Here is a 21,005-nt window from a genome sequence, read left to right as displayed (position 1 = left end):
TCCAACTCCCCTTTCGAGTACGTCACTTGACTGCCCCTGCGGTGAATCCGGCGACGAGGTAGCGCTGGAGGAGCAGGAATCCGGCGACCACCGGGACGGACACGACCAGGGAGGCGGCCATGATCTGGTTCCAGTAGACGTTCACCTCGGTGGAGTAGGCCTGGAGGCCGATGGCCAGGGTGCGGGTCTGCTCGCTGGTGAGGACCGAGGCGAAGAGCACCTCGCCCCAGGCCGTCATGAAGGCGTAGATCGACACGGCGACGATGCCCGGTGTCGCGGCGGGCACGATGATCTGCAGCAGTGTGCGCAGCGGCCCCGCGCCGTCCATCTTCGCCGCCTCGTCGAGTTCGCGCGGCACCGATTCGAAGTATCCGACCAGCATCCACACCGCGAACGGCAGGGAGAAGGTCAGATAGGTGAGGGTGAGGCCGGTGCGGGTGCCGACGAGGTCGGTGCCGAAGTTCTGGTCGGCGTAGACGAACAGCAGGTACAGCGGCAACAGGAACAGGATTCCGGGGAACATCTGGGTGGCCAGCACCGCGCCCTTGAAGGTGCTGCCGCCGCGGAAGTTCCACCGGCTCATCGCGTAGGAGGCGAAGACCGCCACCAGCACCGAGAGCACCGTGGCGGTCACGGCCACGATCAGCGAGTTCACGAAGTACTGGGCCAGCGGCACGGTGTGCCAGATGTCGACGAAGGACTTCAGCGTCGGCGAGGCGGGAATCCAGGTGAACTCGCCCTGCACGTCCGGGAGCGACTTCAGCGACGAGGTCACCATGACGTACAGCGGGGTCGCGACGAACAGCGCCAGCAGGGTGAGCGTGACGTACCGGAACAGCCGGTAGCCCGGGGTGTCATGAGTCATGGCTTGTCCTTGTCATGGCCGGTCCTCCGGGTGAGGGCGAAGTAGCAGGCGCTGACCAGCAGCAGGAACAGCAGGAGCAGGACGCTCATGGCCGAGCCGAGGCCGAAGTTCCAGGTGGCGAACGAACTCTCGTAGATGTGCACGGAGATGAGGTCCCCCGCGGGCGGGGCCCCGGCGCCGAACAGGACGTACGGCGTGCTGAAGTCGTTGAAGGTGTGCAGGAACATGACGAGCACCAGCACCCGGTTGACCGGCGAGAGCAACGGCAGGGTGATGGACCGCAGTTGCCGCCAGGGGCCGGCTCCGTCGATGCTCGACGCCTCGTACACGTCCTGCGGGATCGCCTGCATGCCGGCCATCAGGAACAGGAAGGCGAACGGCCACATGCGCCAGACGGCGACGACGCACTCCGCCCAGAACGCGTTCTGGCCGATCAGCCAGAACGGGTTGCCGTCGGTCAGCCCGGCCTGGCCGAGCAGATGGTTGAGCATGCCGTTGTCGCGCTGGAAGATGAAACGCCAGGTGATGACCGAGGCGTACGCGGGCAGGGCGTAGGGCACGAGGAACAGCGTCCGCAGCAGGCCCCGGCCGCGGAAGGGGCGTTGCAGGGCGAGCGCCGCCGCCATGCCCATGAGCCAGGTCGCGGACAGGACGACGGCCGTGAAGGCGAGGGTGACCAGGAACGACTGGAGCAGGGACCTGCCCGTGGGGCCGTCTAGGTCCAGGACGATCCTGAAGTTCCCGAGGCCCGTGAAGGGCGCCTCCCACCAGTGGCTGATCTGGTACTGCGTCACCCGCAGCACGCTCATCGCCGTGCCGAGCACGATGGGCACGAAGTGGATGAGCAGTTCGAGCGCCAGAGCGGGGAGCAGGAAGGCGTACGGGATCCAGCGGCGGCTTCCCTTGGCGCGTCCGCGTTGGGGCTGTGGCGGTTTGTCCGGGGCCTCGGGGCTCTCACGTGTCCCGGAGGGAGTGATGACTGCCATCGGGAAGCTCCTAGCTGCCGGCTTCGAGCTTCTGGTTCGCCGCGTCCATCTCGCTCCGGATCGCGGCCTTCCCGGGCTGGTCCCCGGTCGCGGTCTGTGCCGCGAAGGCGTTCATCGCGGAGCCGACCAGGGTCTCGAACTGCGCTTCCTCGGTGATCTGCGGAAGCGGCTCGGACCGGTCGGCGAGGGTCGCGCGGGCCACGGTCAGTGCCGGGGTCTCGAACGCCGGGTCCTTGGCGTCCGTGACCGAGGGGAGCGTCCCGTAGACCTTGTTGAGGATCACCTGCTCGGCGGCGCTGGTCAGGAACTTCACGAACTGCGTGGCTCCGTCGGGGTTCCCGCTGTTCCTGAAGATCGCCACGTTGATCCCGCCGACGAAGGACCCGATGTCCTGGCCGCCCGCGGGCGGTGAGTCCTGGGCGGGCACGGGTGCGACGCCGTAGTCGTCCGCCGCCGTCCCGAACTGGCTCAGCGTCAGGCCGGTGGAGGCCTGGGCGAGGATCATCCCGGCCTTGCCCGCCGCGAAGTTCCGCGTCATCGCGGTCTTGTCGGCGACTTCCGCGTCCGAGGGGTTGGCGATGCCGTCCTCGCCCATCCAGGACAGCCACTGGTCGATCCCGTCGACCATCCCCGCGTCGGCGAACTTCGGGGTGTGGCCGTCGAAGACCTCGGCTCCTTGCTGGGTGCCGAGGATGTACGCGAAGTGCGCGGCGAACGAGGGCGAGGCGCCCTGCATGCCCAGACCCCACTGGTCGGTCGTGCCGTCGCCGTCGGTGTCCTTGGTGAGCTTGCGCCCGACGGAGACGAACTCGCTCCAGGTCTTCGGCGGCGCACTGATCCCGGCCGCCTCGAACAGCTTCTTGCTGTAGTACAGCTCGTACGCGTTGGTGTAGAGCGGCAGGCTCATCGGGTCCTCGCCGGTGGCGCCCGTCGACTTCAGCGCCGTCGGCAGGAAGCGGGACGCGCCGCCGACCTCGGTCAGCTTCGCCTTGTCCCACGCCACGAAGGCTCCGCTGGCCTGCAGCGAGGCGGACCAGGTGTTGCCGATGTTCAGGACGTCGGGGCCCTTGCCGCTGGTCGTCGCCGCGAGGATGCGGTTGAGCAGGTCGGCGGAGGGAACGACCTCCAGCTTGACCTTGACGCCGGTCTGTTTCGTGAACTTGTCGATCTCCGGCTGGAGGATCTTCTTGTCCGCGTCGAGGCTGGCGCTCTGGTTGGTCGCCCAGTAGGTGATGGTGTCGGCACCGGACGAGGAGGTCGAGCCGCCGCCGCACGCGGTGACACCGGCGCCGGCGAGTACGGCCGCCGTCGTGAGTGCCACCGTGCGAATCGCACGCTGCATGGGAGTTCCTTTCGAGGGTGGGTCGTGCTGGTACGCGAAACCGCTGATACACGCGTCCGCGGCCGGCGTGCGGGGCCGGATGGGAAAACTCAGGCGGAGAACGGAGTCCGGGCCGAGTCGGAGTCGGGAACCGCGACCGGCGCGGGCTGCACAGCCGTGCTCTTGATCGCACGCACCCCGCCGGCGAAGGTCGACTGCTCGATCGCCTCGAGGACTTCGAGGACGTGCAGCGCGAACTCGCCCGAGACGCGCAGGGGTTCGCCGCTCAGCGACTCGACCAGGTCGTTCACACCGTGCCCGCGGAAGAGCCGTACGGCCGGGTCGCAGGTCGGCGGGAGCACCGGGGGAAGCTCCCACCAGTCCGCGTCCGTACGGCGCTTGACGAGGACGGGGGCGTCGTGGTGGTTCGGGTTGGGGATGTTCAGCGTGCCTTCGGTGCCGTACACCTCGATGTGGGGCAGCGTCATGTCCCAGATGTCGAAGCTGTAGAGGGTCGAGACGATCACGCCGGAGACCGTGCGCAGGATCGAGGCGGTGGTCGTCGGCACGGTCACCTCGACCTCGTCGACGACCCGGTCCGGCGCGGTGACGGTGATCCGGGGACTCGGGATCGCGCCGGCCCCGACGACCTCGGCGACGGGCCCGAGCAGGTTCACCAGGGCGGCCACGTGATAGGGGCCCCAGTCGAGGGTCGGTCCGCCTCCGGGCTGGTAGAAGAACGCGGGGTTGGGGTGTTTCGTCTCGACCCTGGGCGACCGGACGAAGGACGTCGCGGCGAACGGAGTGCCGATCAGACCGCGGTCGACGGCCGCGCGGGCCGTCTGGCCGGCCGTGCCGAGGAAGGTGTCGGGGGCGCCGGCGAGCACCCGGTCGGCGGCCCGCGCCTGGTCGAGATTGGCACGGGCGAGTTCGGCCGTCGCCGCGAGGGGCTTCTCGCTGTACACGTGCTTGCCCGCGGCGAGGGCGTCCCGGGTGACCTCCCAGTGGGCGACGGGGGGCGTGATGTTGACGACGACGTCCACGTCCGGGTCCGCGTAGAGGTCCTCGGGGGTGCCGTACGCGGCGATGCCGTACAGCTCCGCCTTGGCGCGGGCCCTGCCGACGTCGATGTCGGCGACCCGGACGACGGGCAGATCGCCGTACCAGGCAAGCCCCTGGGCGTACGCGTCGAAGACGACGCCGGCCCCGACGACGCCGATGTGTGCACGAGGGGTGGGTTGGTTCACCGTGTCTCCCAAGTCTGGTTCGCGCGGAGCGAATCCGCCGGGTGGATGAGACCGGACGTGCGAGACGTGTTGGAAGCTAGTGGCCTCCGTGTGGAGCGTAGAAGCGTGATGTTCCGGTGAACGGACCTCCGGGTGAACGACTCGGTGAAGGGCCCGTCACCTCGCCGGGTGTGCGCCTCGCGCGGTGCCGTGTCCGGTGTCCTGGTCCAGGAAGCGGCCGATCCCGGTCGGCGACAGCAGGTGCTCGACGCCGAGCACCATCGCCCCGACCATCGACGCGTCCCGCCCCAACACGCTGCGGGTGATGGTCAGTTCACGGGTGGCGAGCGGCAGGGCCTGCCGGTACACCACACCGCGTACCGCGGAGAGCAGATCGTCGCTCGCCTCCACGACCTCGCCGCCGACGACGACATGACGCGGATTCAGCATGTGGATGCACAGGGCGACGACCTCCCCCAGCGTGGCCCCCGCCTCCCGGACCGCCCGCAGCTCGTCCGGCAGACCGTCACGCAGCCGCCCCAGGAAGGCCCGCATCGCGGCGTCGTCCGCCGCCGTGCCCGCCGTGCCCGCCGACGCGTCGTCGCCGTCCGCCGCACCGGTCGGCGCGTGGCGCCGGGCGAGTGCCCCGGTGGACGCCAGGGCCTCGACACAGCCGACCTTGCCGCACCGGCACACCACGTCGTCGGCGCCGGGGGCGCGGATGTGCCCGATGTCCCCGGCCGCGCCGTCGGCGCCGCGGTGGAGCGTTCCGTCGGCGAGCACGAACCCGGCCCCGATGCCGGCGCCGACGGTCACGAAGAGCACGGGCAGCTGCTCGGGCGGCACGGTGCGTGCCTCGCCGAGGGCCATCAGGTTGACGTCGTTGTCGACCAGGACAGGGCAGTCGAACGCGGCGGCGAGCCGCTCGGCCACCGGGAAGCCGTCCCAGCCCGGCATGATCGGCGGGCGGACGGCCATGCCCCGCGCCACGTCCACCGGGCCCGGCAGGCCGACGACCAGGACACGCGGCCGGTCCGCCGGGATGCCGGCCCGTGTCAGCAGGTCGGCGAACCGGTCCGCCAGGAACGACAGGGTGGGCTGCGGGCCCTCGACGAGCCGCCAGGGGAGGGTCAGTTCGGCGAGCACCCGCTGGGTCAGGTCCGCCACCACGCAGCGCGCCGAGAAGGCGGAGAGGTCGGCGATGAGCACGACGCCCGCGTCACCCGCGAGCGAGAGCCGCAGTGCCGGCCGGCCCCTGCCGCCGCCCGCGGCGTCGTCGCCGTGCAGCAGACCCGCGTCCACCAGATCCTGCACGTGCGTGTGGATCGAGGACCGTGAGAGCCCGGTGAGCCGGGCCAGGTCGAGGCGGTGGGCCGCCTCGCCGGCCGCGACCAGGCGGGCGATCCGGCTGCGGACCGCGTCGGGGTGACGGCGTGAGCCGCTGCCCGGCGCACCCAGTCGTGCTGCCATGTCGACTCCCTCATGTCGCCGGCGACGGATGGCGACGGCGGCCAAATATTCCAGAAACGACAATATTCATGGGGGTGTTCCGACAGAACAACAGCCCATATTGTTGGCAGCGGATGAGGCCGGTACAGGCGGGTTCCGTACGGCAGTTGCCGAAAGGACCTTGCATGACCGCCCCGACTGGGCACACCCCCCGCATCGACACCACTCACGTACGGCGTCCACGGACACCGCGACCTCGGGTCGCCGTCCTCGGCGCCGGAATGATCGCGGGAGTCCATCTACGCAGCGCACGCGCGGCCGGCGCGGAAGTGGTCGGCGTCCTGGCCTCCTCACCGGAGCGGAGCCGGGCGGCGGCGCGGAACTGGCAGGTCGAGGTCGCGTATCCCGACGTCGACGCCGTCCTGGGCGACCCCGGTATCGATGTCGTCCACGTCTGTACGCCCAACCACCTGCACGTGTCCCAGGCCCGCGACGCGCTGCTGGCGGGAAAGCACGTCATCTGCGAGAAGCCCATCGCCACGTCGGCGGCCGAGGCCCAGCTGCTCGCCGACACCGCCGCGGCGTCGGGCCTGGTCGCCACCGTGCCGTTCGTCTACCGCTACCACCCCGTGGTCCGCGAACTGCGGGCCCGGGTCTCGGCGGGCGACTTCGGCCCCTGGCAGCTGCTGCACGGTTCGTATCTGCAGGACTGGCTGCTCACCCCCGAGCACACCAACTGGCGGGTGGACCCGGCGCTAGGGGGCGCCTCACGGGCATTCGCCGACATCGGCTCGCACTGGTTCGACCTGGTGGAATGGGTGGCCGGGGTCCGGCTCGCCGAGCTACTGGCCGAGGCCACCACGACGGTGGCCGAGCGGCCCGCCGCCGGAGGCCCGTCGTTCTCGGGCCGGGCTCCCGCCGGCTCGTCACGCGTCCCGGTCGCGACGGAGGACGCACTGGGCGTTCTCGGGCGTACGACGGACGGAGTGCTGGTGTCCGCCACCGTCTCCCAGGTCTCGGCCGGCCGGAAGAACCGGCTGTGGCTCGAACTCGACGGCGCCGACGCCAGCGCCGTCTTCGACCAGGAACTGCCGGAATCCCTGTGGCTCGGCTACCGGAACCGCACCGAGACGGTGGTACGCGACCCGTCGTCCAACTCCGCCGACGCGGCCCGGCTCTCGATCGTGCCCGCCGGGCACGCCCAGGGCTACCTGGAGTGTTTCGAGCACTTCGTCAAGGACTCCTACGCCGCCGTCCACGGCGAGGCCCCCGACGGTCTCCCCACCGTGCTGGACGGACTGCGGTCCGCCCGCCTCGTCGACGCCGTCATGACCTCGGCGGACCGGCGCGCGTGGACCACCGTCCACGGCTGACTCCCACCCCACTCCCCCGTTCCCCGAGTCGTCACTCAGCGAAGGACCCGCGCCATGAAGCTTGGACTCCTGACAGCGTGCCTGCCCGGCCTGTCCCTGGACGAGATCGCCACCTGGGCCTCCGGCGAGGGATACCAGAGCCTCGAAGTGGCGGTGTGGCCGGACGGCCGCGGTCGCGACTTCGAAGCCTCCCATCTGCCCGTCGTGGCCTTCTCGGACGCCGCCGAGGACGCCACCCGTGAACTGCTGCACCGCACCGGCCTGGAGATCAGTTCGCTGGCCTACTACGAGAACAACCTGCACCCCGACCCCGTGGCCAGGGAGGCGATCCGGACCCACCTCAAGCTCGTGATCGATGTGGCGGCGCGGCTGGGCGTGGACTCGGTCGGCACGTTCATCGGGCGCGATCCGGGGCTCAGCGTCGCGGAGAACCTGCGCGAGGGCGAGAAGATCCTGCCCGAGCTGGTGGACCACGCGACGCAGCGCGGGGTCAGGATCGTGATCGAGAACTGTGTGATGGAGGGCTGGCACCCCGACGGTTATCCGGGCAACCTCGCCTACTCTCCCGAGCTGTGGGAGTGGATGTTCGGCCTCGGGTTCTACCTCAACTGGGACCCCTCTCACCTCACCTGGCTGGGCATCGACCCCCTCACGACCATCGAGCCGTACATCGACCGGATCGTCCACACCCAGGCCAAGGACGTGGAGACCTTCCCCGGCAGGCGGGACCGGTTCGGCTTCTTCGGCACCGTGAACAAGGGCGGCAACCCCTGGGAGACGGGCTGGTGGCGCTACCGTGTGCCCGGCCTGGGCGAGGTGGACTGGCGCCGCGTCGTCGACCGGTTCCACGAACTCGGATACACGGGCACCCTCTCCGTCGAACACGAGGACCCCGTCTGGTCCGGCAGTCCGGAGAGGGTGAAACAGGGCCTGCGGATCGCCCACAGGACACTGCGTCCACTCCTCGTGGAGTGATTCCGCCGCTCGCGGAGCAGTGCGTCCCGCTGGCCGGACCGATCCCATGGGGCCGGGGCCACGGCCCTCCCTACGCTCCCGACCATGAGCGCTCTTCCAGACAGACACGCACAGGACGGACAGGACGAACAGGGACGACCACTCACGGGCGACGGACGGCCCCCGTCGCAGGACGCGGCACCGGTCCCGCTGCACGTCGGAGTCCGTGTACCTCCCTGCGACCGGGCCGACCGCGTCCTCGAAACCGTGCGCCGCGCCGAGGAGTCGGGCTTCGCCGACGTCTGGTTCCCCGACTCCCAGCTGCTGTGGCGGGACGTGTTCACCACGCTGACCGCCGCCGCCCTGGGCACCGAGCGGATCGGGCTGGGCACCGCCGTCACCAACCTGGCGACCCGGCACCCGGCCGTCGTCGCCTCGGCCGCGCGCAGTGTGGCCGAGCTGGCACCCGGCAGGTTCACGCTCGGACTCGGGGTGGGGAACAGTTCGGTGGGGCCCGTCGGACTGCGCCAGACCACCTCGGCGGCGATGCGTGAAGGGCTGCGCATGCTGCGGGCGCTGCTGGACGGCGAGGAGTGGGACTTCGAGGGCAGGGCCAGGTCCCGGCTGCGCGATCCGCGCCCCGAGGTGCCCCTGCACCTGGCCGCGAGCGGGCCGAAGAACCTGCGGCTCGCGGGCGAGATCGCCGACGGCGTGATCCTGCTGAGCGGCATCTCCCCGAGGACGCTCGCGAGCGCCACGGCCCGGGTGCGCGAGGGCGCCGAGGCGGCGGGCCGCGACGCCGACGCCCTGCCCCTGACCGTCTCCGCGTTCTGCGCGGTGACGGACGACATCGAGGCCGAGGCCCGCCTCCTCAAGCCCATCTGCGCGTCGATCGCCCAGAACGGCGGAGCAGGTTTCCTGGCCCTCGCGGGCATCGACGTCGACGTTCCCGCGACCGTCGAGGGCGTCCACCCGGACCTCGTGCACGCCGAGGACTGGAAGGCCGCCGTGGACATCTGCTCGGAGTGGATCAGCGACGAGGCGGCGGTCCAATTCGCCCGGGAGTTCTGCCTGTTCGGCACCGCAGAGCACATCGCGGGACGACTCCGCGCCCTCAACTCCGCCGGAGTGTCCGGGGTGTTGCTGCAACAGGTCGGCTCCTACACCCCGCCCATCGACCTGATCGAGGCCGTCGGCGCCTCCGTACTGCCGGCGCTCTCCCTCAAGGTGCCTTAGTTCAAGGGGTGCGTTGTCGGCTGCGGGCTGGTGGGAGCTGGTCGCGCAGTTCCCCGCGCCCCTTAAAAGCGATCGGCGCCGGTCGCATACCTAGGGGCGCGGGGCTGTATTGAATTTGCGGCTACCGCCGCGTGGGCGCGACCAGCCACGACGCACCCGCAGCCGACAACGCACCACCAACCCACTCTCGGAAAAGGCGGGTCACCGATGACCAACACCCTGCGGAAGGGCTACGCGCCCAGCCCCTTCGGCCAGTTGCACTACGTCGAGTGCGGCGCGGGCGAACCCGTACTGATGCTGCACCAGACCCCCCGCTCCTGGACCGAGTACCTCGACGTGCTGCCGCTGGTCGGCGCCACGCACCGGGCGATCTCCATGGACACCCTGGGCTACGGCGCCTCCGCGAAGCCCGACGGGCCGCATTCGATCGAGCGGTTCGCCGATGCCGCCGACGCGCTCATCGAGGCGCTGGGGCTGGAGCGGTTCCATCTCGTCGGGCACCACACCGGTGGGGTGATCGCGGTGGAACTCGCCGCCCGTCATCAGGACCGGGTCGCCGGCCTGCTGCTGTCCGCGACGCCGTTCGTCGACGAGGAGAAGCGGCGTACGGCGGGTGAGCGCAAGCAGATCGACCATGTCGTCCCCAGGCCCGACGGCTCGCACCTCACGGAGCTGTGGAACCACCGCCGCGGCTTCTACCGGGAAGGCGAGGAGGCCGCCCTCAACCGTTTCATGGTGGACGCCCTGACCGTCCTCGACCGGGTCGAGGAGGGCCATGAGGCGGTCCGGCGGTACGCCATGGACCAGCGGCTGCCGTACGTCACCGCCCCCACCCTCGCGGTCTGCGCCCCCGGCGACCACTACTCCCTGCCCGGCCTGGAGAAGTTCGCCGCCGCGCTGGGCTGCGAGACCCGGGTGCTGTCGGGCGGGCACGTGCCCGTCCCGGAGCAGCTGCCGCACGAGTTCGCCGAGGTGGTCCGGGAATGGGCGACGCGGGGCTGATCGGCGGCAGCCCCGCGCCACGATCACGGGAAGCCGATGTGCGCGCCAGGGCCGAGCGGCAGGTCGAAGCCGTAGAAGATGCCGAGGATCACCAGCCAGATCACCATGAATGGCACCACGAACACGGCGAGCCGGGAGATCAGTGTGCCGAGGCGGGCGTCCGGCTCGTACTGGCGGAGCATCGCCAGGATCAGGAACAGGTAGGGGTTCATCGGCGTGATGACGCCGGTGGCCGAGTCCCCGATCCGGAAGGCCGCCTGGGTGAGCGCCGGGCTCATCCCCATCAGCATGAACGCGGGGATGAAGACCGGCCCCACCAGCGACCACAGGGCGGAGCCGGAGAGGATGAACAGGTTGAGGCAGGAGACCAGCAGGACGAACACGATGATCGCCCAGAAGCCGGTCACGCCCATGGACTGGAACAGGGCGGCGCCCTTCACCGCGAGCAGCACACCGACGTTCGACCAGGTGAACAGGGCGATGACCTGGGCGGCGACGAACATCATCACGAGGTAGCCGGACATGCTCTTCACGGACTCGGTGACGGCCGTCGCCACGTCCTCCGCGCCGGTGAGCTTCTTCACCGTGAAGCCGTAGGTCAGCCCGGCCAGCAGGAAGGCGCCGAAGAGGACCGGCACGATGCCCGAGAGGAAAGGCGAGGGCACGAAGGCCCCGCCCTCGCCGCGCAGCGGAGCCCCGGCCGGCAGCCACAGGGCCAGCACCCCGCCCAGGTAGGCGAGAACGACCAGGCCGGTGTACAGGAACCCCCGGCGCTGGACGGGAGTGAGCGTGAGGTCCTGCTGCTCGGGCTCGTCCGCACCGGCCTCGTACGTGCCCAGGCGCGGTTCGAGGACGCGGCTGATGAGGAAACCGCCGACCGCCGCGAGGACGAGGCTGCTGGTCGCGGTGAAGAAGTAGTTGATCAGCAGATGGATGTCGAGGCCCTCGGCGGCCGGGAGCACGGAGGCGGCCTGCTGGGTGATGCCCACGTAGAGGGCGTCGAGCGAGCCGATGGTGAACCCGGCGGCGTAACCCGCGGTGACGCAGGCGAAGCCGCCGATGAGGCCCGCGACCGGATGGCGTCCGGCGCTCTTGAAGACCAGGGCGGCGAGCGGCGGCAGCACGATGGCGGCGACGTCGCTCATCATGTGCGCCTGGCTGGCGATCAGCGCCACCGCGTACGGGAGCACCGGGCGCGGCACTCTCGCCAGGGTGGCCCGCATCACCGTCTCCAGCAGACCGGTCCTCTCCGCGAGCCCGACCACCATGATCAGCACGAGTACGGCGCCGATCGGCGGGAACGTGGCGAAGTTGACGATGAGGTTCTCCACCAGCCAGCGCACGCCGTCGCCGCTGAAGAGCCCGGTGATGTGCTTGGTCTCGTCGGTGCCGGGCACCTTGACGGACACCCCGGCCAGTTCGAGGCCCGTGGAGACGGCCGCCAGGAGCAGGAAGAGCCCGGCGAAGAGGACTATCGGGTTGGGCAGGGCGTTGCCGACCCGTTCGATGAGGGAGAGCACCCGGTCGAGGCCGCTCGGCCGGCCGGTCTCCGGGGACTTGCTGTCCGGTGCTGGGAGGTCGGTCAGTGAGGACATCACGGTTGCCTTCCGGTCGGGGCGGCTGGGAGGGAGAGGTCGAGCAGGTCCTTGCGTACGACGCCGTCCTGGACGACGCAGACGATGCGGGCGGGATCGCCGAGGACGCCGATGTCGGTGAGCGGGTCGCCGTCGCAGACGATCAGGTCGGCGGTGCGGCCGACGGTGAGGGTGCCCAGCCGGTCGGCCACTCCGAGGAGCTCGGCGGAGGTGCGGGTGCCGGCGACGATGGCGTCCATCGGGTCCATGCCGAGGTCCACCAGGTAGCTGAGCTCCATCAGGTTCACGCCGTGCGGGCCGACGGCGGCGTCGGTGCCGAGCGCGATCCGGGCACCGTACTCGATGGCGCGGGCGATGTTCTCCTTGGTCAGCCCGGACCAGCGGACCTTCTTCTGGTAGTGGTAGTCCGGCATCGTGTCCTTGTTGATGCCGGCGTACACGGTGGACAGCGTCGGCACGACGAAGGTGCCCTGCTCACCCGCCATGTACAGGGCCTGCTCGTCGAGCCCGTAGCCGTGCTCGATGCTGGTCACACCGCCCCGCAGCGCGTTGAGGATGCCGGCGTTGCCCTGGGCGTGGGCGGCGACCGGCTTGCCGCCGTGCCGCCGGGCCTCGTCGACGACGGCCCGGATCTCCTCCTCCAGGAGGCCCTCGTCGTCGGGCTGGTCGTAGGGGCTGCCCATGCCGCCGGTGGCGCAGATCTTCACCAGGTCGGCGCCCTCGCGCAGCACCCGGCGCACGGCCAGCCGGGCCTCGTCCGCCGTGTCGGCGATCTCGGACATCCCGGCGCTGAGGTCGGTGCCGTCGGGGAGGCGTACGTCGGCGTGGCCGCCGGTGTGGCTGATGATCCGTACGGCCGTGTGCAGCCGGGGGCCGACGATCCGGCCGGTCTCGACGGCGGTACGGTAGCCCGCGCTCAGTCCGCCCAGGTCGCGGGCGCTGGTGATGCCCGCGTCGAGGGTCTGGCGCAGCCGCCCGGCGGTGTCCAGGGTGACCAGGACGGGGTCGAGTTCGGCGCGGCGGCCGGGGGGCGAGCCCTGCGCGTAGGCGAGGTGGACGTGGCAGTCGAAGAAGCCGGGCAGTACGGTACGGCCACCCGCGTCGATCTCACGGACCGGGGAAGCATTCCCGGGAGCCGTGGGCGCCGTCGCGGCGGCTCCCGCGTAGGTGAGGGTTCCTTCGGCGTCGACGATGACGACGGCGTCGTCCACCGGGGCCGAGCCGGTGCCGTCGATGAGCCGGGCATGGTGGATCCGCAGGGCGGTGCGGGGGGCCTCGGGGGCCGTGGCGTTCGTCATCGGATGCGGTCACTCCTCTGTGGTCGGAAACGGTCGGGAACTGTGGGGACGGTCAGGACGGTCAGGACGGTCGGAAACAGCTGGGTCGGAAGCGGTTGGGTCAGGACCGGCCGGGGTCAGGAGAAGGGAGTGTGGGATGCGCGGAAGTACGCCGTGTCACGACGCAGATTTCACGTCCGATTCCCCGGGCGTGCGCAGGGATGTGCCGCCCATGGGGGTGCAGGATTCCGCCGCCGTGGAAGCCGTGGAAGTCGACGGGCCCGACGAACTCGATGAGCTGGACCGCGGAGTCGTCCACGCCCTGCAGATCCATCCCAGGGCGCCGTGGAAACTCGTCGGCGAGGTTCTCGGGGTAAACCCGGTCACGGCCGCCCGCCGCTGGAACCGGCTCACCGAGGCGGGTCTGGCGTGGGTGACCGCCTACCCCCGGCTGTCGAACTCCCGGATCGTGGTGACGGCCGTGGTCGAGGTGGACACCCGGCCGGGCACGGCGGAGGACGTGGCGCGGGCCCTCGCGGCGGATCCGGCGGTGACGAACATCAAGCTCACGGCGGGCGGCCGGGATCTGGTGGCGTCCGTGGTGACCCGGAGCCTGGACGAACTGGCGCACCTCACCACGCTGCTGTTCCAACGGACCCCCGGGGTACGGGCGACCCGCACCCATGTGTCGACCGGCCTCCCTACGGAGGGCAGCCGGTGGCGGCTGCGCAGCCTGGACGCCGTCCAGAGCGCCCGTATCGAGGCGGCGCTGCCCGCGCCCTGCCGGCCCGCGCTCGCGGGCGAGTCCGGCTGGGACTCCCTCGACGCCCATCTCCTGGAGCTGCTCAGCGCGGACGGCCGGTTGTCGCTGCGGGACCTGTCGGTGGCGACGGACGCCAGCCTCACCACGGTGCGGCGCAGACTCCAGTCGCTGCTCACCTCACGGCTGAGCCTGCGCTGCGATCTGGCCCGGCCGCTGTCGGGCTGGCCGCTGTCGGCCGTGTACTTCGCCTCGGTGCCGGGCCAGTTCGTGGCGGAGACGAGCAGGGCGCTGTCCGGGGTGCGCGAGGTCCGCTCGTGTGCGATCACCGCGGGCCCGCACAACCTGGTTATCGACGTGTGGCTGCGCGACCTGCACGACGTCCACGACTTCGAGGCCCATCTGTCCCGGCAGCTGCCCCGCCTCACGGTCGACGACCGCTCGGTGGTGCTGCGGACGGTCAAGCACATGGGGCGGCTGCTGGACCGGGACGGGCGGTGCGTGGGGGTGGTGCCGTTGCGGCATCCGCAGGGGTGACGCTCCGCTGGGTGCCGCTCGGTGTTGTCGGTTCACTGCGGCGGCGTTGTGGCTGGTCGCGCAGTTCCCCGTTGTCGGTTCGCTGCGGCGCCGTTGTGGCTGGTCGCGCAGTTCCCCGCGCCCCTTTGGGGGCGCCGACAGCGCGGGTCGGGAGTCGTCCCGGCCCGCGCTGTCGTGTTCGGTCGGCTGGGTCAGCCGAGGAGCTTGGTTGCCAAGGTCGCGGCGTTGTACGAGCCCCAGCCGGTGGTGAAGTCCCAGCCGGTGGCGGCGGAGTAGGCGCCGTTGCTGCCGCTGGTGATGTCGTGGAAGCCGGTGCCGCTCGCCGTGTAGAGGGCGGGGTTGGCGAAGCCGAGGTTGGCCTCGCCGGCCGCCGCGGCCTGCTGGTTGTAGAGGGCCGCGAAGGCCGCCCATTCGGGGGCCGCCGCGCTGGTGCCGCCGACCGAGGACCAGGAGCCCTGCGAGTAGATCGAGACGCCGGGGCTGGGGTTGGCGTGCGCCGAGACGTCCGGGACCTGGCGGTAGCCGCCGCCCGCGCTCTTCTGGACGGCCGTCTGCCAGCTGGGGATCTTGAAGACGGTCGACTTGCCGCCACCGCCGCCGGACCAGGCCACCTCCTTGCTGAAGGCGTTGGCCGAGGTGACGGTCAGCTTGGTGCCGCCGACGCCGGTCACGTACGGGTCGCTGGCCGGGTAGTCGACGGAGGTGCCGCCGTCGCCCGCGTCGTCGGAGCCGTCGTCGCCGGAGGCCGCGTAGAAGCCGAGGCCCTGGGCGGCGCCCGCCTTGAAGACGGCGTCCACGGCGTTGATGTTGGAGGTGGTGCGGGCGCTCTCGGCGGCGCCCCAGCTGATCGACGTGGTCGGGATACCGCTGTCGACGATCGCCTGGTACGTGTCGACCTCGCCGGCGTCGGAGTTGGGGCCCTCGAAGACGGTGACGTTCGCCTTGGGGGCGATGGCGTGCAGGACCTCGATGTCCAGCTCGACCTCGACCTGGCCGTCGCCGAGCGCGCCCGAGCCGCCGTCCACCTTGGACACGGTCGGGGTGGGCGAGCCCAGGCTGTAGTTGGTGTCGTACTTGGTGATGTTGGACTGCTGGAAGCCGTCGAACTCCAGCAGCGCGATCTTCTGGCCGCTGCCGGTGTAGGTGCCGGAGACGTTGTAGCCGCCCTTGAGCTGGGCCGGGGTGTAGCCGCCGCCCGGGCCGTTGCGGGGCGCGACACGGGAAGTCGACTGGTGGTGCAGCTGGACGCGGTTGTTGAGACCGGCCACGTCGCTCACCAGGGCGGCGACGGAGGACGGCAGGGTCGGCGCGGCGTCGTTGGCGTAGAACGAGCGTCCCGACGCCGTGTCCTTCCAGGTCGACAGCTTCGTGCCGAAGGCCTTCTCCAGCTGGGCGGCGGTGCCGCTGGCGTCGACGAGCAGGTTGCCCGAGTGGACCTTGCCGACGGTGAGGCCCTGAGCGCGCAGGTAGTCCTTGAGCTGCTTGACCTCGGCGTCGGTCCGGCCGAAGCGGGCCGCGAACTGACTCTTCGTCAGATAGTGGCCGTAGGAACTCGACTTCGGGTCGCTGACCTTGGCGACGAAGGTGTCGAGCGCCTTGTCGTTTCTGGGGGCCAGGCTGATCGCCACCGCTATGCGCTTCCCGGCGGCGACCTTGCCGGTGCGGGTCGCGTGCTGGTTCAGGCCCTTGAGGACGTCTCCGGTGACGGCCGCCCGAGTCGTGTGCGGCTGGGCGATGTCGGCCGCGTAGGCGGTGGGGACGGCGGCGGCGAGCAGGACCGGTGCGGCGACCAGACCGAGCAGTTTCAGACGTGACTTCACTGACGTCCTCCGAGGAGTGGGGGGTGCAGGGTGGGGGGTGAGGAGTGGGGGTGCTGTCCCGAAAGCGGAACGGCTTCACCGTAGGAACGGCGGCCCCTCCCCCATAAGCGGGGGAACCCTTGCTCTCCGTGTTAACTGCGCATGTCGTGCCGACGGCGGAGGTCGGGTCAGCGGCGTGCGTCGAGCGAGCGGGACGCCCGCAGACGGCCCGGCTGACTGACCGTCACCTCCTGTGCCACGGGCCCCCCTTGGTCGTCGTCGCCGTATCCCACGGCGGCGCCGGAGGCGAGGACGGCGACCGCCATCGCGTGGGCGAGCGCGGTGCGTGAGCGGACCCCGAGCTTGCGGTAGACCCGCGAGAGGGCGCCCTCGACCGTCTTGACGCTGATGAACAGCCGTGCGGCGACTTCCCTGTTGGTGGCCCCGCCGCCGACCAGTTCGGCGATCCTGGCCTCCGTGGGGGTGAGTTCGGGCCCGCCCGCCTCACCACCGCGGTCCCCGGCGTCCAGCCGCACCAGCTCGTCCCGGGCCCGCGCCGCGAGCGGAGCGGCGCCGATCCGTGTCGCGGTCTCCGCCGCCTCACGGAGGACGGTCCGCGCCGAACTCCGGTGCCGTGCACGGCGTTCGACCGTGCCGAGGGCGATCAGGGTCCGTACCAGCTCGACGGGCAACGGCAGCCGACGTAGGCGCTCCACGGCGGTACGCAGCCTGCGCTCGGCCGGCTGGGCCGCCGAGAACGGCCTCGGCCTGCTGTCCGGCAACATCGTCACCGGCGAGAACACCGACGACTTCACGACGGCCCAGCTGAACCTGCTCTCCGAGTACCGTCGCAACCTCTCCGGGGACCATGAGCCACGGGTCGCCCTGGGCCGGGTGATCGTGCCCTTCGACAGCGCCGACGCGACCACCCGGGCCCGCTACCGCGCCTACGCGGCGAGCCGCCACGAACGGACCCTCGCACCCCAGGGCCCGAAGCGCATCCTGTTCGCCCCGGACGTCGTGGGCACCGCCGAGCAGATCCTCGAACAACTCACCGCCGACCCGGTGATCGCGGAGGTGTCCGAGCTGCGCCTGGAACTGCCGTACGAGTTCCATCGCGAGGAGTACGAACAGATCCTGCACGACGTACGACACCTGATCGCGCCCGAACTCGGCTGGCGCACATCGGCAGTTCAGGAGGCGGCCCGATGAGTCCGCAGCCGGAACCGGCCGCCCGGCTCGTCCGGCTGGAGGTGCACACCCGCGAACCGTTCGCCGAAGGCCATCACTTCGACGGCTCCGGCGCACGAAGTACTCACCGCGACCGCCCACTACACCGTGGACCCGGAAGCACCCGCCCACCACGCGATCCCCGACCTCGGCCTCGCGCCACGCGACAGCACCGGCCTGGTCCGTTTCAGCGGTGACGTCGAGCTCCTGCGGCCGGTCGACGGCGGGCGCCGCCGGCTGTTCTTCGACTGGGGCAACCGCGGCAACAAGCGGGCCGTGCAGTACTTCTGCGACGCCCCGCACACCAACCGGCCCCGCACACTCGCCGACGCGGGCAACGGCTTTCTGCTGCGCCGCGGGTACACGGTCGTCTTCGGCGCCTGGCAGGGCGACCTGTTGCCGGGCGACGGACGGCTGCTGCTGGACCTGCCGGTCGCGCGGCGGGACGACGGCGAGCCCGTACGGGGTCTGACGACGGCCGAGTTCATCGTGGAGGAGCCCACCGGGTCGCTCCCGCTGTCCCGCTGGTCGAGCACCAGATCGTCCCCTGTCAGCGAGCGGGGAGTGCGCCACGCGCGACTGACCCGGCGCCGCTACTCACACAGCGCACCGGAGGAACTCCCCACGGAGACCTGGCGGTTCGCCCGCCTACAGGGAGGCGGAGGCGACCTCAAGGGACGCTCCACAGCACTGGTCCCGAGCCGCCAGGACCTTCACCTCGACGACGGATTCCGCCCCGGCTGGATCTACGAACTCACCTACGAGGCCGAGGATCCGCTCGTCCTGGGACTGGGCCTGGTGGCGGTCCGCGATCTCGTCAGCCATCTGCGCCACGACCCCGCACAGCCCGTCGGCCCCATCGACTACGCCTACGGCTGGGGGCGTTCGCAGACAGGCCGGGCCATCCGTGACTTCATCCACCTCGGCTTCAACGAGGACCTCGAAGGCCGCCGCGTCTTCGACGGGCTGCTCCCGCACGTCTCCGGCGCCGGCCGGCTGGGCCTCGAACGCTTCACCAACCTGACGGTGCCGGGCGGCCAGCAGTACGAGGACCACCTCAGCGCGGCCGACACCTTCCCGTTCGCCTACGCGGAGACGGTGGACCATCTCACCGGCGAACGCGACGCGATCATGAAGCGCCCGAGCGACCCGAAGGTGCTCCACACCCAGACCTCGACGGAGTACTGGCAGCGCCGGGGCTCACTGGTGCACACGACGACGGACGGCCAGGACCTGGGCTTCCCCCCGAACTACGGGGTTACTTCTGGTCGTCGAGCCAGCACGTGGCCGATCCGACGGCGGGCGCCCCCGCGAAGGGGATCTGCAACCACCCGGAGAACGTCGTCGCCACCTCCGCCCTCTTCCGCGCAGTCCTGGACGCCCTCGACGCCTGGGTGAGCGAGGGCGTGGAACCGCCGCCGAGCGCGGTACCCACCGTCGCCGACGGCACCCTGGTTCCGCCGGACGAATGGTCGCGCCGTTTCCCGGCCGTACCGTCCGCACTACGCCCGCACGGCCCCAACGAGCTGTACGCGGTGGACCGTTCGACGGTGCCGCCGGTCGCGGACCGCTCGCGCCGCTACACGGTGCTGGTCCCGGCCGTCGACTCCGACGGCAACGAGACGGCGGGCGTCCGCGCGCCCATGGTGGCCGTCCCGCTCGCCACCTACACCGGCTGGAACACCCGCGCCCCCGGCCAGGGCCACGCTGTGGCGCCGTTCGCCGGCCGGCGCGCTGGCCGCGGCACTGAGCGCCGTCCTGTTCTTCTGGTGGTCACAGCGGACGCTGCTCGGCGGGCGGATCGCCTGGAGCGCCCTGCTGCCGGGTGCGGTGGCAACGGCGCTCGGGCTGTTCGGTCTTCGGGCCTTCTCCCGTCTCGTGTTCTCACCACTGATCGCATCCAGCGCCGTCACCTACGGCCCCTTCGGAACCGTCCTGGTCGTCCAGTCCTGGCTGGTCGGTGTGGGCGTCGTCGTGTTCGGCGGTGCGCTGGCGGGCCGTCTGCTGCACGAGGAACTCCCCAGCGTGACACCGGCCCTGAAACAACGGGCCCGGCGACGACAACCCTGATGCCGGACAACCGCGCCGGTGACGCCCCGGACGACGACCGGTGACCCGGCCGGTACCGCTCGGCCCTCGCTCGCCGAGTGCGCGCATCAAGCCCCGGGCCCGGGGCACTCGGGGGCGGTGGGCGCGTATCGCGCGTCCACGCCATGGGGAGGACATCGTGACGTCGTCCAACACGCAAGGGCGCGGCCGGGCCGTGAAGTCCGCGGCCCGTACCACCCAGAACGAGACGCTGACCGCCGCGGGGCGGGCGGGCTTCGTCGCACGGGGCGTGGTGTACGTCCTCATCGGCGCCCTTGCCCTGCAGATCGCCCTCAGCAGCGGAGGCGAATCGGCTGACCGGCAGGGCGCGCTGGCCCAGGTCGCGGAGCAGCCGTTCGGGAAGGTGATGCTGTGGGCGATGGTGGTCGGCTTCGCCTCCATGGCGCTCTGGCGGGGTACCCGCGCGGTCCTCACCCGGGGCCCTGAGCGGAAGGCGGGTTCACGAGTCCTCGACGGCGGGCGGGCGGTCTTCTACGCCTTCGTCTGCTGGACCACGGCCGTGTACGCCGCCGGCGGCGGCCAGGGCTCCAGCGGCAACGAACAGTCGCAGGACGGGACGGCATCGGCGCTCAAACTGTCGTACGGCCAGGTACTGGTGGGAGCCGCGGGCTGCCTCCTGATCGGCATCGGCGCGGTACTCGCCGTCCGGGCGGCCCTGCGGCGCTTCCTGAAGCAGCTGGACACCGCCACCATGAACCACCGTACGAAGCAGGTCGTCACCGCTCTCGGCGTGGGCGGAGGCGTGGCGCGTGGCGTCGTGTTCGCCGCGGCCGGGATCTTCATCCTGGTGGCAGCCGTCCGCTTCGACCCGGACGAGGCCAAGGGTGTGGACGCCACACTCCGTAGCTTCACACAGACACCGGCGGGGCCGTGGCTTCTGGTCGCCGTCGCGATCGGGCTGATCCTCTTCGGCGTCTTCTCCTTCGCCTCGGCCCGCTGGCGCCGACTGTAAAACGGTGGCCCAAGCCGGATCCGAGCATGTGAGCGATGGTCCCGCCATCCATCACCATGCCTCAGTGGGCCGGGCGTCGACGGCGCGAGCGCGATACCGAGCGCACAAGCAGGTACAGCACGGCGGCGATGAGCAGCAGCACACCGGTGGAGAGCAGATACAGCGTGCCGTCGACGACGGCGCCGATGACGACCAGCGCGACGGCTCAGCCGAGAGGAACCAGGAAGAAGGCCATGGTGCTACGCCTCCCGGGGTTGTGGCGGATGGACGGATCAGATGTCGTCCACCCAGTAGTGCCAGTGTCCTCCGGTCTCGCCCTTACCTCAATTTCAGG

At 70.9% G+C, this 21,005-nt stretch carries 17 protein-coding genes and 2 pseudogenes; 10 read left to right on the top strand and 9 right to left on the bottom strand.

The window, feature by feature from the left end; genetic code table 11:
- Positions 1-22: 22 nt before the first annotated feature.
- From ACWDR4_RS07905 to ACWDR4_RS07885, 5 genes are all read right to left on the bottom strand, one after another.
- A complete protein-coding gene (locus ACWDR4_RS07905) occupies positions 23-865 on the bottom strand; it encodes a carbohydrate ABC transporter permease (RefSeq protein ID WP_450405278.1) in 843 nt (280 codons plus the stop codon).
- Positions 862-1,851 (bottom strand): carbohydrate ABC transporter permease, encoded by a 990-nt coding sequence (locus ACWDR4_RS07900; protein WP_450405276.1) that lies wholly within the window; start codon positions 1,849-1,851, stop codon positions 862-864. Before ACWDR4_RS07900 ends, ACWDR4_RS07905 begins: the two co-directional genes overlap by 4 nt.
- A gap of 10 nt (positions 1,852-1,861) precedes the next feature.
- Positions 1,862-3,193, bottom strand: coding sequence for an ABC transporter substrate-binding protein (locus ACWDR4_RS07895; RefSeq protein ID WP_450405273.1), 1,332 nt, complete (start codon positions 3,191-3,193; stop codon positions 1,862-1,864).
- Positions 3,194-3,282: 89 nt separating this feature from the next.
- Positions 3,283-4,419 (bottom strand): Gfo/Idh/MocA family protein, encoded by a 1,137-nt coding sequence (locus ACWDR4_RS07890; protein ID WP_450405270.1) that lies wholly within the window; start codon positions 4,417-4,419, stop codon positions 3,283-3,285.
- 156 nt (positions 4,420-4,575) lie between these two features.
- Complete coding sequence (locus ACWDR4_RS07885) at positions 4,576-5,868, bottom strand: ROK family protein (protein WP_450405268.1); 1,293 nt, start codon at positions 5,866-5,868, stop codon at positions 4,576-4,578.
- Positions 5,869-6,032: 164 nt separating this feature from the next.
- Between ACWDR4_RS07885 and ACWDR4_RS07880 the strand changes: the two genes are divergently transcribed.
- The 4 genes from ACWDR4_RS07880 to ACWDR4_RS07865 all read left to right on the top strand — a co-directional run bounded on the left by ACWDR4_RS07880 (position 6,033) and on the right by ACWDR4_RS07865 (position 10,412).
- A complete protein-coding gene (locus tag ACWDR4_RS07880; RefSeq protein ID WP_450405266.1) occupies positions 6,033-7,220 on the top strand; it encodes a Gfo/Idh/MocA family protein in 1,188 nt (395 codons plus the stop codon).
- A gap of 54 nt (positions 7,221-7,274) precedes the next feature.
- Positions 7,275-8,195: a sugar phosphate isomerase/epimerase family protein gene (locus ACWDR4_RS07875; protein ID WP_450405264.1), complete on the top strand. Its 921-nt coding sequence runs from the start codon at positions 7,275-7,277 to the stop codon at positions 8,193-8,195.
- Between the two features lie 84 nt (positions 8,196-8,279).
- Positions 8,280-9,410, top strand: a complete 1,131-nt coding sequence (locus tag ACWDR4_RS07870) for an LLM class flavin-dependent oxidoreductase (protein WP_450405261.1) — start codon at positions 8,280-8,282, stop codon at positions 9,408-9,410.
- A gap of 207 nt (positions 9,411-9,617) precedes the next feature.
- The gene (locus ACWDR4_RS07865) at positions 9,618-10,412 is read left to right on the top strand and encodes an alpha/beta fold hydrolase (protein WP_450405258.1); all 795 of its coding nucleotides are present in this window, start codon (positions 9,618-9,620) and stop codon (positions 10,410-10,412) included.
- 23 nt (positions 10,413-10,435) lie between these two features.
- Here ACWDR4_RS07865 and ACWDR4_RS07860 read toward each other — a convergent pair whose 3' ends face one another.
- Both ACWDR4_RS07860 and ACWDR4_RS07855 read right to left on the bottom strand, forming a co-directional pair.
- Positions 10,436-12,007 carry an AbgT family transporter gene (locus ACWDR4_RS07860; protein WP_450405255.1) on the bottom strand — a complete coding sequence of 524 codons (1,572 nt, stop codon included), beginning with the start codon at positions 12,005-12,007 and terminating at the stop codon, positions 10,436-10,438.
- Complete coding sequence (locus ACWDR4_RS07855; RefSeq protein WP_450405253.1) at positions 12,007-13,305, bottom strand: amidohydrolase family protein; 1,299 nt, start codon at positions 13,303-13,305, stop codon at positions 12,007-12,009. Before ACWDR4_RS07855 ends, ACWDR4_RS07860 begins: the two co-directional genes overlap by 1 nt.
- Before the next feature lie 211 nt (positions 13,306-13,516).
- Here ACWDR4_RS07855 and ACWDR4_RS07850 point away from each other — a divergent pair, with 211 nt between their 5' ends.
- The gene (locus ACWDR4_RS07850) at positions 13,517-14,581 is read left to right on the top strand and encodes an Lrp/AsnC family transcriptional regulator (protein WP_450405249.1); all 1,065 of its coding nucleotides are present in this window, start codon (positions 13,517-13,519) and stop codon (positions 14,579-14,581) included.
- 191 nt (positions 14,582-14,772) lie between these two features.
- Here the strand turns inward: ACWDR4_RS07850 and ACWDR4_RS07845 are convergent, their stop codons facing one another.
- A complete protein-coding gene (locus tag ACWDR4_RS07845; RefSeq protein ID WP_450405247.1) occupies positions 14,773-16,401 on the bottom strand; it encodes a S53 family peptidase in 1,629 nt (542 codons plus the stop codon).
- Positions 16,402-16,568: 167 nt separating this feature from the next.
- Complete coding sequence (locus ACWDR4_RS07840; protein WP_450405245.1) at positions 16,569-17,072, bottom strand: helix-turn-helix domain-containing protein; 504 nt, start codon at positions 17,070-17,072, stop codon at positions 16,569-16,571.
- On the opposite strand from ACWDR4_RS07840, the gene ACWDR4_RS07835 reads away from it, so the two are divergent.
- The 5 genes and pseudogenes from ACWDR4_RS07835 to ACWDR4_RS07815 all read left to right on the top strand — a co-directional run bounded on the left by ACWDR4_RS07835 (position 17,032) and on the right by ACWDR4_RS07815 (position 20,671).
- On the top strand, positions 17,032-17,592 hold the full coding sequence (locus tag ACWDR4_RS07835; RefSeq protein ID WP_450405242.1) for a hypothetical protein: 561 nt from the start codon (positions 17,032-17,034) through the stop codon (positions 17,590-17,592). The genes ACWDR4_RS07840 and ACWDR4_RS07835 overlap by 41 nt on opposite strands.
- A 126-nt stretch (positions 17,593-17,718) precedes the next feature.
- Positions 17,719-19,008: an alpha/beta hydrolase domain-containing protein gene (locus ACWDR4_RS07830; protein ID WP_450405240.1), complete on the top strand. Its 1,290-nt coding sequence runs from the start codon at positions 17,719-17,721 to the stop codon at positions 19,006-19,008.
- Positions 18,894-19,247 (top strand): annotated as a pseudogene (locus ACWDR4_RS07825) (alpha/beta hydrolase domain-containing protein); the annotation flags it as partial. The gene ACWDR4_RS07830 and the pseudogene ACWDR4_RS07825, both read left to right, overlap by 115 nt.
- 88 nt (positions 19,248-19,335) lie before the next feature.
- Positions 19,336-19,680 (top strand): annotated as a pseudogene (locus ACWDR4_RS07820) (ribonuclease BN); the annotation flags it as partial.
- Between the two features lie 157 nt (positions 19,681-19,837).
- Positions 19,838-20,671: a DUF1206 domain-containing protein gene (locus ACWDR4_RS07815; protein ID WP_450405237.1), complete on the top strand. Its 834-nt coding sequence runs from the start codon at positions 19,838-19,840 to the stop codon at positions 20,669-20,671.
- The last annotated feature ends 334 nt before the right edge of the window (positions 20,672-21,005 follow it).

It is taken from the genome of Streptomyces sp. NPDC000878 (genome assembly GCF_053599695.1).
The sequence above is the reverse complement of the archived record's forward strand: the minus strand, read 5'-3'. Positions and strand labels throughout refer to the sequence as shown.

Excerpts from the sequence above, each read along its gene's own strand:
- ACWDR4_RS07875 (WP_450405264.1), top strand. The coding sequence starts at position 7,275 with ATGAAGCTTGGACTCCTGACAGCGTGCCTGCCCGGCCTGTCCCTGGAC.
- ACWDR4_RS07850 (WP_450405249.1), top strand. The coding sequence starts at position 13,517 with ATGGGGGTGCAGGATTCCGCCGCCGTGGAAGCCGTGGAAGTCGACGGG.
- ACWDR4_RS07880 (WP_450405266.1), top strand. The coding sequence starts at position 6,033 with ATGACCGCCCCGACTGGGCACACCCCCCGCATCGACACCACTCACGTA.
- ACWDR4_RS07855 (WP_450405253.1), bottom strand. The coding sequence starts at position 13,305 with ATGACGAACGCCACGGCCCCCGAGGCCCCCCGCACCGCCCTGCGGATC.
- ACWDR4_RS07865 (WP_450405258.1), top strand. The coding sequence starts at position 9,618 with ATGACCAACACCCTGCGGAAGGGCTACGCGCCCAGCCCCTTCGGCCAG.
- ACWDR4_RS07905 (WP_450405278.1), bottom strand. The coding sequence starts at position 865 with ATGACTCATGACACCCCGGGCTACCGGCTGTTCCGGTACGTCACGCTC.
- ACWDR4_RS07885 (WP_450405268.1), bottom strand. The coding sequence starts at position 5,868 with ATGGCAGCACGACTGGGTGCGCCGGGCAGCGGCTCACGCCGTCACCCC.
- ACWDR4_RS07870 (WP_450405261.1), top strand. The coding sequence starts at position 8,280 with ATGAGCGCTCTTCCAGACAGACACGCACAGGACGGACAGGACGAACAG.
- ACWDR4_RS07895 (WP_450405273.1), bottom strand. The coding sequence starts at position 3,193 with ATGCAGCGTGCGATTCGCACGGTGGCACTCACGACGGCGGCCGTACTC.
- ACWDR4_RS07860 (WP_450405255.1), bottom strand. The coding sequence starts at position 12,007 with ATGTCCTCACTGACCGACCTCCCAGCACCGGACAGCAAGTCCCCGGAG.
- ACWDR4_RS07900 (WP_450405276.1), bottom strand. The coding sequence starts at position 1,851 with ATGGCAGTCATCACTCCCTCCGGGACACGTGAGAGCCCCGAGGCCCCG.